The 15,778-nt window shown below is 70.7% G+C and carries 13 protein-coding genes and 1 riboswitch; of the genes, 5 read left to right on the top strand and 8 right to left on the bottom strand.

The window, feature by feature from the left end; genetic code table 11:
* The first annotated feature begins 422 nt into the window (after positions 1–422).
* From ACF1A5_RS03460 to ACF1A5_RS03440, 5 genes are all read left to right on the top strand, one after another.
* On the top strand, positions 423–1,187 hold the full coding sequence (locus tag ACF1A5_RS03460; RefSeq protein ID WP_392191106.1) for a GntR family transcriptional regulator: 765 nt from the start codon (positions 423–425) through the stop codon (positions 1,185–1,187).
* Positions 1,188–1,421: 234 nt separating this feature from the next.
* Positions 1,422–1,694: a DUF3311 domain-containing protein gene (locus ACF1A5_RS03455; protein WP_392191105.1), complete on the top strand. Its 273-nt coding sequence runs from the start codon at positions 1,422–1,424 to the stop codon at positions 1,692–1,694.
* Positions 1,691–3,319 carry a monocarboxylate uptake permease MctP gene (gene mctP, locus ACF1A5_RS03450; RefSeq protein WP_392191104.1) on the top strand — a complete coding sequence of 543 codons (1,629 nt, stop codon included), beginning with the start codon at positions 1,691–1,693 and terminating at the stop codon, positions 3,317–3,319. Before ACF1A5_RS03455 ends, mctP begins: the two co-directional genes overlap by 4 nt.
* A 176-nt stretch (positions 3,320–3,495) precedes the next feature.
* A riboswitch (cobalamin riboswitch) is annotated at positions 3,496–3,588 on the top strand.
* A gap of 144 nt (positions 3,589–3,732) precedes the next feature.
* On the top strand, positions 3,733–6,096 hold the full coding sequence (locus ACF1A5_RS03445; RefSeq protein ID WP_392191103.1) for a ribonucleoside-diphosphate reductase subunit alpha: 2,364 nt from the start codon (positions 3,733–3,735) through the stop codon (positions 6,094–6,096).
* On the top strand, positions 6,096–7,115 hold the full coding sequence (locus tag ACF1A5_RS03440; protein WP_392191102.1) for a ribonucleotide-diphosphate reductase subunit beta: 1,020 nt from the start codon (positions 6,096–6,098) through the stop codon (positions 7,113–7,115). Before ACF1A5_RS03445 ends, ACF1A5_RS03440 begins: the two co-directional genes overlap by 1 nt.
* Before the next feature lie 87 nt (positions 7,116–7,202).
* On the opposite strand, the gene ACF1A5_RS03435 is transcribed toward ACF1A5_RS03440, so the two are convergent.
* The 8 genes from ACF1A5_RS03435 to sigR all read right to left on the bottom strand — a co-directional run bounded on the left by ACF1A5_RS03435 (position 7,203) and on the right by sigR (position 15,557).
* Positions 7,203–8,615, bottom strand: a complete 1,413-nt coding sequence (locus ACF1A5_RS03435) for a cytochrome P450 (protein ID WP_392191101.1) — start codon at positions 8,613–8,615, stop codon at positions 7,203–7,205.
* A complete protein-coding gene (gene cyc1 / locus ACF1A5_RS03430) occupies positions 8,612–9,703 on the bottom strand; it encodes an epi-isozizaene synthase (protein WP_392191100.1) in 1,092 nt (363 codons plus the stop codon). Before cyc1 ends, ACF1A5_RS03435 begins: the two co-directional genes overlap by 4 nt.
* Before the next feature lie 331 nt (positions 9,704–10,034).
* Complete coding sequence (gene def, locus ACF1A5_RS03425) at positions 10,035–10,685, bottom strand: peptide deformylase (RefSeq protein ID WP_392191099.1); 651 nt, start codon at positions 10,683–10,685, stop codon at positions 10,035–10,037.
* Between the two features lie 90 nt (positions 10,686–10,775).
* On the bottom strand, positions 10,776–11,756 hold the full coding sequence (locus ACF1A5_RS03420) for a tetratricopeptide repeat protein (protein WP_392191212.1): 981 nt from the start codon (positions 11,754–11,756) through the stop codon (positions 10,776–10,778).
* A gap of 105 nt (positions 11,757–11,861) precedes the next feature.
* A complete protein-coding gene (locus ACF1A5_RS03415) occupies positions 11,862–13,100 on the bottom strand; it encodes an HD-GYP domain-containing protein (RefSeq protein ID WP_392191098.1) in 1,239 nt (412 codons plus the stop codon).
* Entirely contained in the window at positions 13,097–14,437 is a 1,341-nt protein-coding gene (locus tag ACF1A5_RS03410; protein ID WP_392191211.1) for an HD-GYP domain-containing protein, read from the bottom strand. The genes ACF1A5_RS03415 and ACF1A5_RS03410 overlap by 4 nt, the downstream gene beginning before the upstream one ends.
* A gap of 128 nt (positions 14,438–14,565) precedes the next feature.
* Complete coding sequence (gene rsrA, locus ACF1A5_RS03405) at positions 14,566–14,877, bottom strand: mycothiol system anti-sigma-R factor (protein ID WP_392191097.1); 312 nt, start codon at positions 14,875–14,877, stop codon at positions 14,566–14,568.
* The gene (gene sigR / locus ACF1A5_RS03400; RefSeq protein ID WP_392191096.1) at positions 14,874–15,557 is read right to left on the bottom strand and encodes an RNA polymerase sigma factor SigR; all 684 of its coding nucleotides are present in this window, start codon (positions 15,555–15,557) and stop codon (positions 14,874–14,876) included. Before sigR ends, rsrA begins: the two co-directional genes overlap by 4 nt.
* Positions 15,558–15,778: the final 221 nt, after the last annotated feature.

Raw genomic sequence — 15,778 nt, 5'->3', positions numbered from 1 at the left:
CCTGCCTCCCCGCGGTTTGAGCGTCAGCGCAACCGCCCTCGGGGCCGGGACCTGGACCAATGGTGTAGACCAGTACGGGGAGCTTGGCCCAGACCAATAGGGCTGTCAAGGGTGTTCCGACGGGCTCCCGCCGTCCGTTACGGGACCGCGATATGCAGGGACCTTTCATTGCTCGTCCGGCAGAAACGGACGGCCCGACTCCCCTGGACCACCGGCATCCGCGCGGGTGCCCCCGCGCCCCGGTCCGCCTGGACCACTCGTCCCGGACCCGCCATGGACTAGACCAGCCGGGGTCACGGCGGTATACAGAGGAGATCACGGAGCGTACGGGTGGCCACCCGGCGCGCGAAGCCGTGCCACGATGTGAGCCGCGGCCGATCAGCAGGTCGGCCGCTTCGGCACTGGAGCCGGGAAGGCGGAGCATGAGCACCGACGTCAGCAGTGCGGAGAACGAGGGTGGGACGACCGTCCGTACCGCGCGCGTGCCCAAGTACTACCGCCTGAAGAAGCACCTGCTCGACATGACGGACACGCTCCCGCCCGGCACGCCGGTCCCCCCCGAGCGGACGCTGGCGGCCGAGTTCGACACCTCGCGCACGACCGTGCGCCAGGCCCTGCAGGAACTGGTCGTCGAGGGCCGGCTCGAGCGCATCCAGGGCAAGGGCACCTTCGTCGCCAAGCCGAAGGTCTCCCAGGCGCTGCAACTCACCTCCTACACCGAGGACATGCGCGCCCAGGGCCTGGAACCGACCTCGCAGCTGCTGGACATCGGGTACATCACCGCCGACGACCGGCTCGCCGAACTGCTCGACATAACGTCCGGCGGACGTGTGCTGCGCATCGAGCGGCTGCGCATGGCCAACGGCGAGCCGATGGCCATCGAGACCACGCACCTGTCGGCGAAGCGCTTCCCCGCCCTGCGGCGCAGCCTGGTGAAGTACACGTCCCTCTACACGGCCCTCGCCGAGGTCTACGACGTCCACCTCGCGGAGGCCGAGGAGACCATCGAGACCTCGCTGGCCACTCCGCGCGAGGCGGGACTGCTCGGCACCGACGTGGGCCTTCCCATGCTGATGCTCTCCCGGCACTCGCTGGACCGGCAGGGCAGGCCGGTGGAGTGGGTGCGGTCGGTCTACCGCGGCGACCGCTACAAGTTCGTCGCTCGGCTCAAGCGGCCGCAGGACTGAACCGGGCGGGCAGCCCGTCCGTGTACCCCGTCAGGACGGACGTATGCCCACGACGAGGGGCCCACTCGGCAGACAGGTGTGTGCGATTGTGCACATGCCCTGACCTGCGACGACCGTTTCCACCCCACGGTTGCTCACGCTGCCGAACTGTTATACGGAAAGACCTTTTCGCTTTCCGGACGCCGTGGCTAGATTGCCGCGCATAGCCAGGTGACAGAGAGTGGAGCCGCAAACATGTCCGATTCCCCCGATGTCAGCAGAGCGGTGGTGACACCCGTCCGGGTCGTCATCGCCCTCTGTCTCCTCGCGCCCTTCGTGGCGCTGCTGTGGGTGGGGTCCTACGCCAAGACGGACCCGGCCTTCGTCGGCATCCCGTTCTTCTACTGGTACCAGATGCTGTGGGTGATCATCTCCACCGCGCTGACCATGACCGCCTACCAGCTGTGGCAGCGTGACCAGCGCTCCCGCGCCGCCGCCCGCACCCAGGACGGAGGTGCCTCGGAATGAACAACGGAGTTCACGGCGTCGAACTCGGCGTCTTCGTCTTCTTCTTCCTGCTCGTGACGGTCATGGGCTTCGTCGCCGCGCGCTGGCGCAAGGCGGACAACGCCCACAGCCTCGACGAATGGGGTCTTGGCGGCCGGTCGTTCGGCACCTGGATCACCTGGTTCCTGCTGGGCGGCGACCTGTACACCGCGTACACCTTCGTGGCCGTCCCGGCGGCGATCTACGCGGCGGGCGCGGCCGGCTTCTTCGCCGTGCCGTACACGATCCTCGTCTACCCGCTGATCTTCACCTTCCTGCCGCGTCTGTGGTCGGTGTCGCACAAGCACGGGTACGTCACCACCTCGGACTTCGTCCGCGGCCGCTTCGGCTCCAAGGGCCTGTCGCTGGCCGTGGCGCTCACCGGTCTGCTGGCGACCATGCCGTACATCGCGCTCCAACTGGTCGGCATCCAGGCCGTCCTGGACGTGATGGGCGTCGGCGGCGGCGCGGCCTCCAACGTGTTCGTGAAGGACCTGCCGCTGCTGATCGCGTTCGGCGTGCTGGCGGCGTACACCTACTCGTCGGGTCTGCGCGCCCCCGCCCTGATCGCGTTCGTGAAGGACGCGCTGATCTACATCGTGATCGCGGTGGCCATCATCTACATCCCGATCAAGCTGGGCGGGTTCGACCAGATCTTCGCCAAGGCCGGTGACGCCTTCGCGCAGACCAACCCGGCGACCGGCAAGCCGCGGGGCGCGCTGGCTCCCCCGGAGGCGGGCCAGTGGACGTACGCCACGCTGGCGCTGGGCTCCGCGCTCGCGCTGTTCATGTACCCGCACTCGATCACCGCGACGCTGTCCTCGCGCAGCCGTGACGTGATCCGCCGCAACACCACGATCCTGCCGCTGTACTCGCTGATGCTGGGCCTGCTGGCCCTGCTCGGCTTCATGGCGATCGCGGCGGGCGTGAAGGTGCAGAACGGCCAGCTGGCCATCCCGGCCCTGTTCGACCAGATGTTCCCCGACTGGTTCGCCGGTGTGGCCTTCGCGGCGATCGGCATCGGCGCGCTGGTGCCGGCGGCCATCATGTCCATCGCGGCCGCGAACCTGTTCACCCGCAACATCTACAAGGACTTTGTCAAGCCGGACGCGACACCCGCGCAGGAGACCAAGGTCTCCAAGCTGGTCTCGCTGCTGGTGAAGGTGGGCGCCCTGGTCTTCGTCCTGACGATGGACAAGACCGTGGCGATCAACTTCCAGCTGCTCGGCGGCATCTGGATCCTGCAGACCTTCCCGGCGCTCGTCGGCGGCCTGTTCACGCGCTGGTTCCACCGCTGGGCGCTGCTCGCGGGCTGGGCGGTCGGCATGGTCTACGGCACACTCGCCGCGTACGGGGTGGCCTCGCCGACGCAGAAGCACTTCGGCGGCTCCGCCGCGGAGATCCCCGGCATCGGCGACATGGGCTACATCGGTCTGACGGCGTTCGTGCTCAACGTGGTCGTCACGGTGGTCCTGACCTTGGTCCTGAAGGCCGTCAAGGCGCCGGAGGGCGTCGACGAGACCAGGCCGGAGGACTACACGGCGGACGCGGGCGACCCGGGCGTCGAGGTCGAGCTGCCGCCGGCCACGGCAGGCGCCTCGCACTGAGCCGCCGCACACCCCACGGGCCGCCGGAGCAATCCGGCGGCCCGTTGCCGTACCCGCGTCCCCGCCCTCACTCTCCTCACCTAGGAGTTGACGCTCTGACACGGCGGCGGCACTACATCTGGGGGTGGCGTCGCGACCCGGCACAAGATGTATGCTCATGCTCGCTGTCGCCGCAGGGGAATCCGGTGCGAATCCGGAACTGTCCCGCAACGGTGTACTTGTGCGTGTCCGTCCCCGGACGGCCCCGCGCCCGCGTCAGTCCGAGGACCTGCCGACAGCGCGCCCGGCCCTCCGGTCCGGGTGCCCTGACGTCCGGGCCTCGTGGAATGGGCCGGTGGACGCGACGCCCCGTGCGCTCGTGTGCTGCCCCTGTCCTCGGCGAGGCCCCCCGTGCGAGCGAGGGAGAGCCCCACGTGACCATCGCGCCGGCCGATCCGGCCTCTGCGACACCGGCCGAGACCGACACCGACGGCCCCGGTGCCGCGCTGCTGCGCACCCTGACCGGGCTGACCGCCGATCTCCCCGACGCCGACCCCGGCCGCGTCGCCGCCGCCGCGCTGCGCGGACGGTCGGCGCGCGCCGACGAGGCCGAACTGCGCGAGCTGGCCACGGAGGCGGCCGCCGGTCTCATCTCCGAGGACCCGGCGTACTCCCGGCTGGCCGCCCGGCTGCTGGCCATCGGCATCCGCGCCGAGGCCGCCGGACAGGGCGTCACCTGCTTCACCGAGTCCATCGACATCGGCCACCGGGAGGGCCTGATCGCCGACCGGACCGCCGAGTTCGTACGGCTGCACGCCGAGCGGCTCGAGGCGCTGGCCGACCCGCGGGCCGACGACCGCTTCGGCTACTTCGGCCTGCGCACCCTGCACAGCCGGTATCTGCTCCGGCACCCGATCACCCGCAAGGTGATCGAGACACCCCAGCACTTCCTGCTGCGCGTCGCCGCCGGTCTGGCGGAGGACGCCACCACGCGGTCCGCCGACGAAGTCTCCGCGCTCTACCGCCTGATGAGCCGCCTGGACTACCTGCCGTCCTCGCCCACGCTGTTCAACTCCGGTACGCGGCACCCCCAGATGTCGTCCTGCTACCTGCTCGACTCCCCCAAGGACGAGCTGGACTCCATCTACGACCGCTACCACCAGGTCGCGCGTCTCTCCAAGCACGCCGGCGGCATCGGCATCGCCTACTCCCGCATCCGCTCGCGCGGTTCCCTCATCCGCGGCACCAACGGGCACTCCAACGGCATCGTGCCGTTCCTGAAGACCCTGGACGCCTCGGTCGCCGCCGTGAACCAGGGCGGCCGGCGCAAGGGCGCGGCCGCGGTCTACCTGGAGACCTGGCACTCCGACATCGAGGAGTTCCTGGAGCTGCGCGACAACACCGGTGAGGACGCCCGCCGTACGCACAACCTGAACCTCGCGCACTGGATCCCGGACGAGTTCATGCGCCGGGTCGACGCGGACGGGCCGTGGTCGCTGTTCTCCCCGGCCGACGTGCCGGAGCTGGTCGACCTGTGGGGCGAGGAGTTCGACGCGGCCTACCGCAGGGCGGAGGAGGCGGGGCTGGCGCGCAGGACGCTGCCCGCCCGGGACCTGTACGGGCGGATGATGCGCACCCTCGCGCAGACCGGCAACGGCTGGATGACCTTCAAGGACGCCGCCAACCGCACCGCCAACCAGACGGCCGAGCCGGGCCACGTCGTCCACTCCTCCAACCTGTGCACGGAGATCCTGGAGGTCACCGACGACGGGGAGACGGCGGTCTGCAACCTCGGCTCGGTCAACCTGGGCGCCTTCGTCACGGGCAGCGGCATCGACTGGGAGCGGCTGGACGAGACCGTCCGCACCGCCGTCACCTTCCTCGACCGCGTCGTCGACATCAACTTCTACCCGACCGAGCAGGCGGGCCGGTCCAACGCCCGGTGGCGTCCGGTGGGTCTCGGCGCGATGGGGTTGCAGGACGTCTTCTTCAAGCTCCGTCTGCCCTTCGACTCGCCGGAGGCCCGGCAGCTGTCCACCCGTATCGCCGAGCGCGTCATGCTCGCCGCGTACGAGGCCTCCGCCGACCTCGCCGAGCGCAACGGCCCGCTGCCGGCCTGGGACAAGACCCGTACCGCCAAGGGTGTCCTGCACCCCGACCACTTCGGCGTCGAGCTCAACTGGCCGGAGCGCTGGGCGGCCCTGCGCGAGCGGATCGCCGCCGTCGGCATGCGCAACGCGCTGCTGCTGGCCATCGCGCCGACCGCGACCATCGCGTCGATCGCCGGTGTCTACGAGTGCATCGAGCCGCAGGTCTCCAACCTCTTCAAGCGCGAGACGCTGTCCGGCGAGTTCCTCCAGGTCAACTCCTACCTGGTGCGGGACCTCAAGGAGCTCGGGGTGTGGGACGCGCGCACCCGGGAGGCACTGCGCGACTCCGGCGGCTCGGTGCAGGACTTCGCCTGGATCCCCGAGGACGTGCGGAAGCTGTACCGCACGGCGTGGGAGATCCCGCAGCGCGGCCTGATCGACATGGCCGCCGCCCGGACCCCGTTCCTGGACCAGGCCCAGTCGCTGAACCTGTTCATGGAGACGCCGACCATCGGCAAGCTCTCCTCGATGTACGCCTACGCCTGGAAGCGGGGCCTGAAGACGACGTACTACCTGCGCTCCCGTCCGGCGACCCGGATCGCCCGCGCCGCCCGGGCGCAGACCCCCGTCCCCGTCCAACAGCCGGCCCCCGCGGACGCCGTGGCCTGCTCCCTGGAGAACCCCGAGTCCTGCGAGGCCTGCCAGTGATGCCCAGCACCGCCCGATCCCAGAACCTGCTCGACCCCGGTTTCGAGCTGACGCTCCGTCCGATGCGCTACCCGGACTTCTACGAGCGCTACCGGGACGCCATCAAGAACACCTGGACCGTGGAGGAGGTCGACCTCCACTCGGACGTCGCCGACCTCGCCCGGCTGACTCCCGGTGAGCAGCACCTGATCGGCCGTCTGGTCGCCTTCTTCGCGACCGGCGACTCGATCGTGGCGAACAACCTGGTGCTGACCCTCTACAAGCACATCAACTCCCCCGAGGCGCGGCTCTACCTGAGCCGGCAGCTCTTCGAGGAGGCCGTCCACGTCCAGTTCTATCTGACGCTGCTGGACACCTACCTGCCCGACCCGGACGACCGCTCCGCCGCCTTCGCGGCCGTGGAGAACATCCCGTCCATCCGGGAGAAGGCCGAGTTCTGCTTCAAGTGGATCAACGAGGTCGAGAAGCTGGAGCGGCTGGAGACCAGGGCCGACCGCCGCCGCTTCCTGCTCAACCTGATCTGCTTCGCGGCGTGCATCGAGGGCCTGTTCTTCTACGGTGCCTTCGCCTACGTCTACTGGTTCCGCAGCCGGGGCCTGCTGCACGGCCTGGCGACCGGGACCAACTGGGTGTTCCGCGACGAGACGATGCACATGTCCTTCGCCTTCGACGTCGTCGACACCGTCCGCAAGGAGGAGCCGGAGCTGTTCGACGACGCGCTGCACCGGGAGGTCACCGACATGCTCCGGGAGGCCGTCGAGGCCGAGCTGCAGTTCGCGCGCGACCTGTGCGGTGACGGCCTCCCGGGCATGAACACCGACTCCATGCGGCAGTACCTGGAGTGCGTCGCCGACCAGCGCCTCACCCGCCTCGGCTTCGCTCCGGTCTACGGCTCGGAGAACCCCTTCTCGTTCATGGAACTGCAGGGCGTTCAGGAGCTGACCAACTTCTTCGAGCGGCGCCCCTCGGCGTACCAGGTGGCGGTGGAGGGCACCGTCGACCTGGACGAGGACTTCTGATCCTCCCCATGGGTGCCGGCTGAGGGCCCCGCCTCCTTCCTGGTCTCCTGGGCGTCTCCCGGGACTCCCGGTGGCACCGCGGCACGGTCACCGCGGCAGGGCCCTCACCATCAGCCGGTTCGGGCGCAGTGTGATGCCCACCCGGGTCGCGTCGCTCGACCCGGGCACCTGCTCCAGACGGAAATGGGTCGCCACCACCGCCGTGACGAGACTCAGCAGCGCCATCGAGAAGTGGTCGCTGGGACACTTCCGGTTGCCCACACTGAACGGGCTCATGGCGTATTTCGGCACGTCCTTGGCGCGTTCCGGAAGCCACCGGTCGGGGTCGAACTCCAGGTTGTCGGCATACGAGCGCGGATCGCGCTGGATCGCGTACGGGCTGTACACGATGTCCGCTCCGGCCGGAATGCGATAGCCACCGAGTTCCGTGTCCGTGACCGCCCGCCGCGTCAAAATCCAGACGGCCGGCCGCAAACGCATCGTCTCGACGATGACATTGTTGGTGTGCGTGAGCCTGCGGACGTCGTCGAATCCGACCGATCGACCACCGGTCACGGATTCGACCTCGGCACGGATCCGGTCCGCGTGTTCCGGGTGTTCCGCGAGCACCTGCAGCAGCCACATGATCGTGGACGCGACGGTTTCACTGCCCGGGGTGAGTATCGCGACGACCTGGTCGTGGATCTCCTGCTCCCCGATGGGCTCACCATTCTCGTCCTTCGCCTCAAGCAATGCCGTCAGCAAATCGTCCGGCTTTTGACCGGATGCACGGCGCTCAGCGATGATCTCGTCGACCAGGAGATGCAGATCGGCCAGTGCGCGGTTGAATTCGCGGTTGGCCGGCAGGGGGAGCCGGTACAGCGGCCCGAGCGGGACCACCATCCGCCGGTACATGCCGCGGAAGACGGTCGCGAGCGCCCCGCACAGCCGCTCCGCGCGTTCGTCCATGTACGCGCCGCGCAGCAGGCAGCGCGCCGCGATGCGTACCGCGATGCGGAAGGACTCCGAGGTGCAGTCGATGGTCTCCCCGGCCTTCCAGCGCCGGGCCAGCGCGTGCGCCTCCTCCTCCATGACGGGCCCGTAGGCGGGGATGGCGTCGAGCCGGAAGGCGGGCTGGATGATGCGCCGCTGGCGCCGGTGCAGCGGGCCGTTGGCCGTGGCCACGCCCTCCTTGCCGAGCAGGTCCTCCAGGGACTCCCAGAGCGGGCCGGCGATGATGTAGTCGGGGCTCAGCGCCAGCGCGCCGGTGAGGGCGGGCGCGGTGACGGCGTACACCGTCTTGGGGCCGAGCCGGAGCCGGACGACGTCGCCGTGGTCGCGCAGCCGGGCCATGAACGCCAGCGGGTCGCGGACGAGGGCGAGACCGTGGCCGAGGGCCGGTACCGCGCCGCCGGCGAGGGGCGGCTCCGGCAGCGGGGACGCCGTCGTGGACGGAGCTTCGGGCGCGGGGGGCGCCGCCTCCGTCGAAACCGGGAACTCGGGGGATGAGTCGACGGTCATTTCTCACCTGCCGCTTCGTTGTCGACGTACGGGGGCGTGGACCGGTCGTCCCAGCTGTCGACCATGTACCGGCCCGACTCGTGGTGGAACCAGTAGACGGAACTGAACCAGTTCCGCATATTGCCCAGACAGACCCGCACGGCGGCACCGAGTTCCTTTCCCCGCACCGTGCCGTCGGCGAGGCCGTCGGCGAACCGTAATCCCACCTCTTCCGCTTCGAGGAATTCCGAGATGCATTGCTCGACGCGGCGCCTGAGATCCGCGACCGCTTCTTCCAGGGTCATTCTCTCGTGCTTTACGAGACTGATTCCGAGATTGTGCACCTCGTCGCCCGCGATTTCCTTGGGCAGCGAACACAGGTCGTTGTACCAGGCGGCGAATTCCTGACTCAGCAGCGCCGGGCGCCGATATGCGGGATTCTTCCTCACGGCGTCCGGGAGTTCGAGGCCCACACTGGGTTCCAGCAGATCGGTCCATATCCAGTGCGCGAAGGTGAGCCGGCGTAGCGCCAGGTACTCCCGGACCGTCGGCACGATTCCCTCGGTGCGGTTGACGAATTCCCGGTCGTAGGCCTCGATCACCGCGTGGAAATGCCGGCCGAAGCGGGCGTTCCACGTCGGCGGCAGGAACGAGAACAGCCGCAGCACACTGTCCGCGAAGGCCGCGACCAGGGGATCCCGGTGGTGCAGATGGTCTCCGGGTGAGTCCAGAGCCGCGTGCAGCGCGCGCCTGAGCCGCCGCCAGCAGGCCTGTCGGCCGTGCACGATGTCGCGGTCGTGACGGTCGTCCCAGACGAAGAACCACGCGCTGTAGTCCGCTATCGCCTGCAGGACCTCGTCGGGGGCACCGAGGTAGTACCCCGCCATGAGATCGGTGTAGCACAGGCTGTCGGCGTGTTCCGCCACCTTGTCCGCCGGCATGAGCCGCTTTTCGAGCAGCCAACGCCGGGTGTTCTCCTGGAGTCGGGGCCAATACGGATGCAGTTGCCTGGGAAACGCGGCCTCGATCACCGGGAGAGCGAGCGAAGGTGGGACTGCGACCGTTGCAGAAGTCGATGTCGATGTGGTGCTGTGTGGGAAAGCTGGCACGAACAAACCCCTCTCAGCCGCCGGTGGCGCCCGCCCCTGTCGTCGTGCCCGGCGTGCGCCGTCGCGTATCCCCGCCCTCCCATTCAGCACCACAACTGACCGGTCTGGGAACGGATTTGGCCCACTCACTACCCCGGGGTGCCGAGAATATCCCCTTGTGTGTCTGAATATGAATCGACAGAGGCGCACAAAGGATCGAATGTGCGACGCACGCACGCGCGGCGCCCGGCCGGCGGTGACCGGCCGGGCGTCGCGGGGACAGAACCCTTTCACCCCAACGGGTGTTTCGTATCTCAGGAGTTGACGACCATGCCGGCCGTCGACCATCGCGTCAGTCGTTGGGCACCACGGGGTAGCGCGGCTCGTTCTCCGCCATCTGCCGCAGCGCCTCCTTGCGTTCGCGCTTGGAGAGCCGGTCGATGTAGAGGTAGCCGTAGAGGTGGTCGGTCTCGTGCTGCAGGCAGCGCGCGAAGTAGCCCGTGCCGCGCACCCGGATCGGGTTGCCCTTCTCGTCCTGCCCCGTGACCTCGGAGTAGTCCGGGCGGGCCAGCGGCGCGTAGGCGGTCGGCACCGACAGGCAGCCCTCGTTGCTGTCGTCCAGGCGGCGCCGGTCCGCGGGCAGCTCGACGAGCTTCGGGTTGCAGACGACGCCGACGTGCCGCACGCCCTCGTCGTCCGGGCAGTCGTAGACGAAGACCTTCAGGTCCACGCCGATCTGGTTGGCGGCCAGGCCCACGCCCTCGGCGGTGCGCTGGCTGGCGAACATGTCCGCGACCAGCTGCTGGAGCTCCTCGCCGAACTCGGTGACGTCCTTGCACTCCTTGTGCAGCACCGGGTTCCCGACGACCGTGATCGGCCGTGAGGTGCCGCGCTCGCGCCACGCCGTCTCGCGCTCCTCGCAGTCCTCCGTGTCGACGACGAACCCGTCGTCGTCGACGGGGAGCACGCCCGCGTGCTGCTGATCGGTGTCCTGCTGCGCCATGACCGACGTGTGCCTTCCTGCAAGCCTGGGGAATCTCTGCCAGTACAGCCTAAAGGGGTCCGCGGCCGCTCCCCGTCCGGTGGACGTGCGCTAACAGACCTCTTCGAGGTCCCGCCAGTCCCGCGAGTCCGGACTGTCGGCCACCCACCCGTCCAGCAGCCCCCGCACCAGCGCGGCCGGCGCCGCGATGCCGCACTCGCGCTCGGGCACCCACAGCTGCCCGTCGGTGCGGTGGCCGAGCGGCCCAGGGTGCCCCGGCTCGCTGTGGTCGTGCGGGTCGAGGTGGACGCCGTCGCCCTCGTCGGACGGCATCCGTGACTCCGAGCACATCCGGCACAGCAGCCGCACGGACGACGACCAGTCCTCGGCGGCGAAGCCGGCGTCGGCGGCGAGTTGCTCCAGGGCCTCCCGGTCGGCCTCCGTGGCGGCCTCCAGGAGGACCACCCAGGTCGGCACCGGCGAGGGCGCCCACAGCTCGATCTCGTCGAAGACGGGGTAGGTGTGCCCGACGGCGGTGGTCCGCTCCCCGTGGGGCACACCGTCGTGCAGCACGACCTCGCCCCAGCGCCGCCCCGAGGACGGCAGCGGGATGGACAGCACCTCGATCCGGGCCGGATCCAGCCGGCGCCCCCAGACCACCTCGGCCTCGCCCTCGGGCGACAGCCGCACCGCCGCGCTGCCCAGCTCCATGCCCGCCGGTTCCTCCGCGGCGGTCGCGCCGCCGGGGACCCTGAGCCCGTACGCCTGCCAGGCGCGACGGGCCAGCGGCCAGTCCTGCAGGGCGGTGGCGGCGATGCCCACGTTCCACCAGTCGGGCGCCCCGGTCTCCTTCTCGAGCAGCGCCACGGCCCGCAGGCCCGCCGCCCTGGCCTGCTCCCAGTCGTGCCGGAACTTGTGCAGCAGGGCCAGGTTGAACCAGGACTCCGACAGCCAGGGCTCCAGATCGGCGGCGCGCGTCAGCAGCGCGCCCGCGTCCTCGTACCGACCGTCGCCGATCAGGGTGAAAGCCCGGTCGGTGGCCTGCCGCCAGGAGGCGGAGGGCCGGTGCCGTCCCTTGCCGAAGATCCTCACGATTCCCGCCTGCCAGTTCCGTTCTGTGGGCTGGCTCATGCCCCCGGACACGCTCTCCTTCGCATCCAACCACGTACGGTCGGAAGGTCGCTCATTACCCATGGGTTACCCCGGGACGGGCAAGGTCAGACAGTCCCGGGCCAGTACCCGGGCCAGCGCGTCGACCACCTCGGGGGCGTAGTCGCCCGCGGTGCCCAGCCGCAGCTCCTCCAGCGCCGTGAGCGGCCCGCCGGGCCCCGCGTCCCGTGCCTTCTCCTCGTAGGCGTTCACCGCCCGCACGATCCGGGCCGGCAGCGGCTGGTCCCGGCAGGGGTCCGCCTGCCGCTCCACCACGACCGCGACCGCCGCGTCCACCCCGGTCTGCCGGACGACCGCGCCGCCGAGCAGCGCGATGCGCCGCTGCTCCTCGGCGGGCAGCCCGGCGGTGGCCCCCGACGGCACCGGGTCGACCAGGCTGAGCTGCCCGATGTCGTGCATCAGCGCCGCGTACTCCAGCACGGTCAGCTCGGGCCCGGCCAGCCCCAGGTCCCGCCCGACGGCCCGGCTGAGCGCGGCGACGCGCCGGGCGTGCCCGGCCGGGGTGTATCCGGCGACCTCGGTGGCCCGGGCCAGGGAGGCGATGGTCTGCCGGTAGGTGGTGCGCACGGCGGCGTACCGGCGCAGGGACAGCTGGGTGAGCAACAGCGGCAGCGAGAAGACCGGCAGCGCCCACAGCCCCGCCACGGCGACCGCCAGGGCCATCACCGCGCCGGTCGCGCAGACGGCCGACCCGATCCCGAGCAGGCCCCGCAGCTCCTCCCGCAGCAGCGGCCCGAACGGCCAGCGGGTACGGCCGTGCGCCAGCGCCGCGGCGAGCAGTGCGTCGCACAGCGCGCTGAGCACGAGCAGCGCGAGCAGCACCAGCGCGTACGCCGGGCCGCCCCACGCCCGGAAGACCCCCACGCCGTACAGCGGTTGGAAGCAGACCGCCGCGAAGGAGACGGTGAGCGTGCGCCGCGCCAGGTGGTCGAGGGTCGGGCTGTGCCCGCGCGCGATGTGCGGAACGCTGCCGAGCAGCGAGGCGGCGAGCACCACCGCGACCACCTGGAAGGCCCCGTGGTGGGTGGGCCGGCCGGCGTCCTCGCCCAGCAGCGCGTACGACAGCGCCCCGGCGGCCCCGAGCGGCGCGGCCTCCCGGACGCCTTCGCCCGTCCACCGGGTGAGCTCCCCGAGGAGCACCAGCGCCCCGAAGGCGAGGGCGGCCCCGCGCTCGTGGAGGCCGGTGAGGAGGGTGACGGCCAGGGAGACGAGGGCGAGCAGGAAGGCGCAGCCGCGGATGAGGACGGTCGGGGACGGCAGGCTCATCGGCGCGCTTCCTGGCGGCCGGGAGCGGGCGGCGCCGGCGCCCCGGCGGCCGTGTCGTTCTCCGCCGTGACCGCCGGGCGCCAGCCGTGCCTGCCGAGGGCGCGCACCAGCGCCGTGACCATCCGCGGGTCGAACTGGGCCCCGGCGCACCGCTCCAGCTCCTCCAGCGCGGCCCCGACCGGCCGGGCCCGGCGGTAGGACCGGGTGGACGTCATCGCGTCGAAGGCGTCCGCGACGGCCACCACCCGGGCGCACTCGGGGATCTGGCCGCCCGTCAGCCCGTAGGGGTAGCCGCTGCCGTCCAGCCGCTCGTGGTGGTGCAGGATCGCCGACCGGGCCTCCCCGAGGAAGGAGATCCCCCGCACCATCTCGTGCCCGTACTCGGGATGCAGTTCGATCACCCGCCGCTCCTCGGGGGTCAGCGGCCCGTCCTTGCGCAGCAGGCGGGTGGGGACACCCAGCTTGCCCACGTCGTGCAGGATCCCGGCGAAGCGGAGCACCTCGACGCGTTCGTCGTCCATCCCGAGCTCGCGCGCGATCATCATGGAGGCCTGGCCGACCCGTTCGCTGTGCCCGCGCGTGTACCCGTCCTTGATGTCGACGGCCTGCACCAGTGCCCGGATCGTCGCCCGGTGGGCGGCCCGCTCGCGGTGGTACTGCGCGTACACCCACCAGGACACGCACATCGGCAGCAGTACGAGCAGCGCGGCGACCGGCCCGTACGGGCTGCGCCACAGCACGGCCATCATCAGCCCCGCGAGTCCGTGCACCCCGACCGGCGCCAGGGACCGCAGGAACAACCCGCTCCAGGCCCGCCGGGCCGGTGCGGCCCCGCGCTGCCCGAGCGGGGCGGGCGGTACGCCCACCGCGAGCGCGCGCATGCAGCCGTCCAGCACGGTCAGCACCAGGCAGAACGCCAGCACGGCGGCGCCCGCGGGCAGGAGGACGTAGGGGAAGTCGGAGTGCACGACGGCGTCCCGGCCGCCGAGCCCCCAGTGCACCCGGGCGGCCGCCCAGACGGCGACGGCGAGCTGGGCCGCCCGCCAGGTCCGCCGCAGCCCCTCGGGCCGCCGGCCGGCCGGGACGAGGGCGGCGGCCGGCAGGGGGACGAACGCGGCGGCGGGCGGCGGGAGCAGGAAGGCGGCGGCGAGCAGCACCGGGTAGAAGGTGCCGCCGAACCGCCGCCGGGCGAGTTCCTCGCAGCCCGCGTACACCAGGGCGAGCAGGAGGACCGCCCACCAGGGCGTGCGCAGCACGGGCAGCGGCATCAGGCAGAGCAGGGCCGCGAGGGCGACGCAGACGACGTACGCACGGGCTCGTGGCGGAACCGCCTCCATGACGCCCTCCCCGGTCATGCGTGTCCACGGCCAGCGAGCCTAGGACCAGCAGGGGGGCGTCCGCGGGCAGATAACCCGCGGATTAGCACGTTCGAGTGATGACGGCGGGAGCGCGGCCGCTCGGGAGGTCAGGACTCCCGGGGAGTGACGGGCGCCGCGGCCACGTCCCGCTCGGACCCGATCTGGCCGGAGCGGATCAGGTCGAGCCGGCCCATCACCTTGGCGCGCAGGTCGGCGGGCACGTCGTCACGGCCGCAGCACCGCTTGACCAGCTTCTTCACGGCCTGCTCCAGGCCGTACTTCTCCAGGCACGGCGAGCACTCCTCGAAGTGCTGCTCGAACTTGGTGCGATCGACGTCCGGCATCTCACTGTCGAGGAACTCGTACAGATGATCGAGTACCTCACTGCAGTCCGTCTCGTGCGGCTCTCCGCAGCTCATGAGCCCGAGCCTTTCGCTTCGTTCGACTCTCCGGCACCGGCCGGGACCAGCCCGCGCTCGCGGGCGTAGTCCTCGAGCATGCCGCGCAGTTGCCGGCGGCCCCGGTGCAGCCGGGACATCACCGTACCGATGGGTGTCCCCATGATGTCCGCGATCTCCTTGTACGCAAAGCCCTCCACATCCGCGAGATAGACGGCGATGCGGAATTCCTCGGGGATCGCCTGGAGGGCTTCCTTCACGTCCGAGTCGGGCAGGTGGTCGAGCGCCTGCGACTCTGCGGAGCGCAGGCCGGTCGACATGTGCGACTCGGCGCGGGCGAGCTGCCAGTCCTCGATCTCCTCGGCCGCGCTGCGCTGGGGCTCGCGCTGCTTCTTGCGGTAGGAGTTGATGAACGTGTTGGTCAGGATCCGGTACAGCCACGCCTTGAGGTTGGTGCCCTCCCGGAACTGGTGGAAGGACGCGTAGGCCTTGGCGTACGTCTCCTGCACCAGGTCCTCGGCGTCGGCCGGGTTGCGCGTCATGCGCAGCGCGGCCGAGTACATCTGGTCGAGGAATTCGAGCGCGTCCCGCTCGAAGCGCGCAGTGCGCTCCGCGGTCGACTCCGCGCCCGTGCTCTGGCCCTCAGGCAGCTCCGCCTGGCCGTTGTCGGTCCCTGCGTCGGTACCGGGAACCGGACCCACCTCCTCAAGCGATGTCGCAGGACCACCGAAAGCTGTCCCACTCGTTTCGGAGGATAGACGACGATCCGGTCCGCCCGCCGCTCGAACGGAGCCGGTCCTGGCCGCGTGCAGCACCGTCCAGTCCAGGTCAGTACGGCTGCTGCGGCTCGGGCATACGGTCGAACCCATGCGGCGGACTTCCTCTCCACGACGACGGCGCTGGTCACCAGCGCTCACGTCGG

The organism is Streptomyces sp. NPDC014864, from assembly GCF_043081525.1.
In the GTDB taxonomy this organism is placed as follows: Bacteria; Actinomycetota; Actinomycetes; order Streptomycetales; family Streptomycetaceae; genus Streptomyces.
The sequence above is the reverse complement of the archived record's forward strand: the minus strand, read 5'-3'. Positions and strand labels throughout refer to the sequence as shown.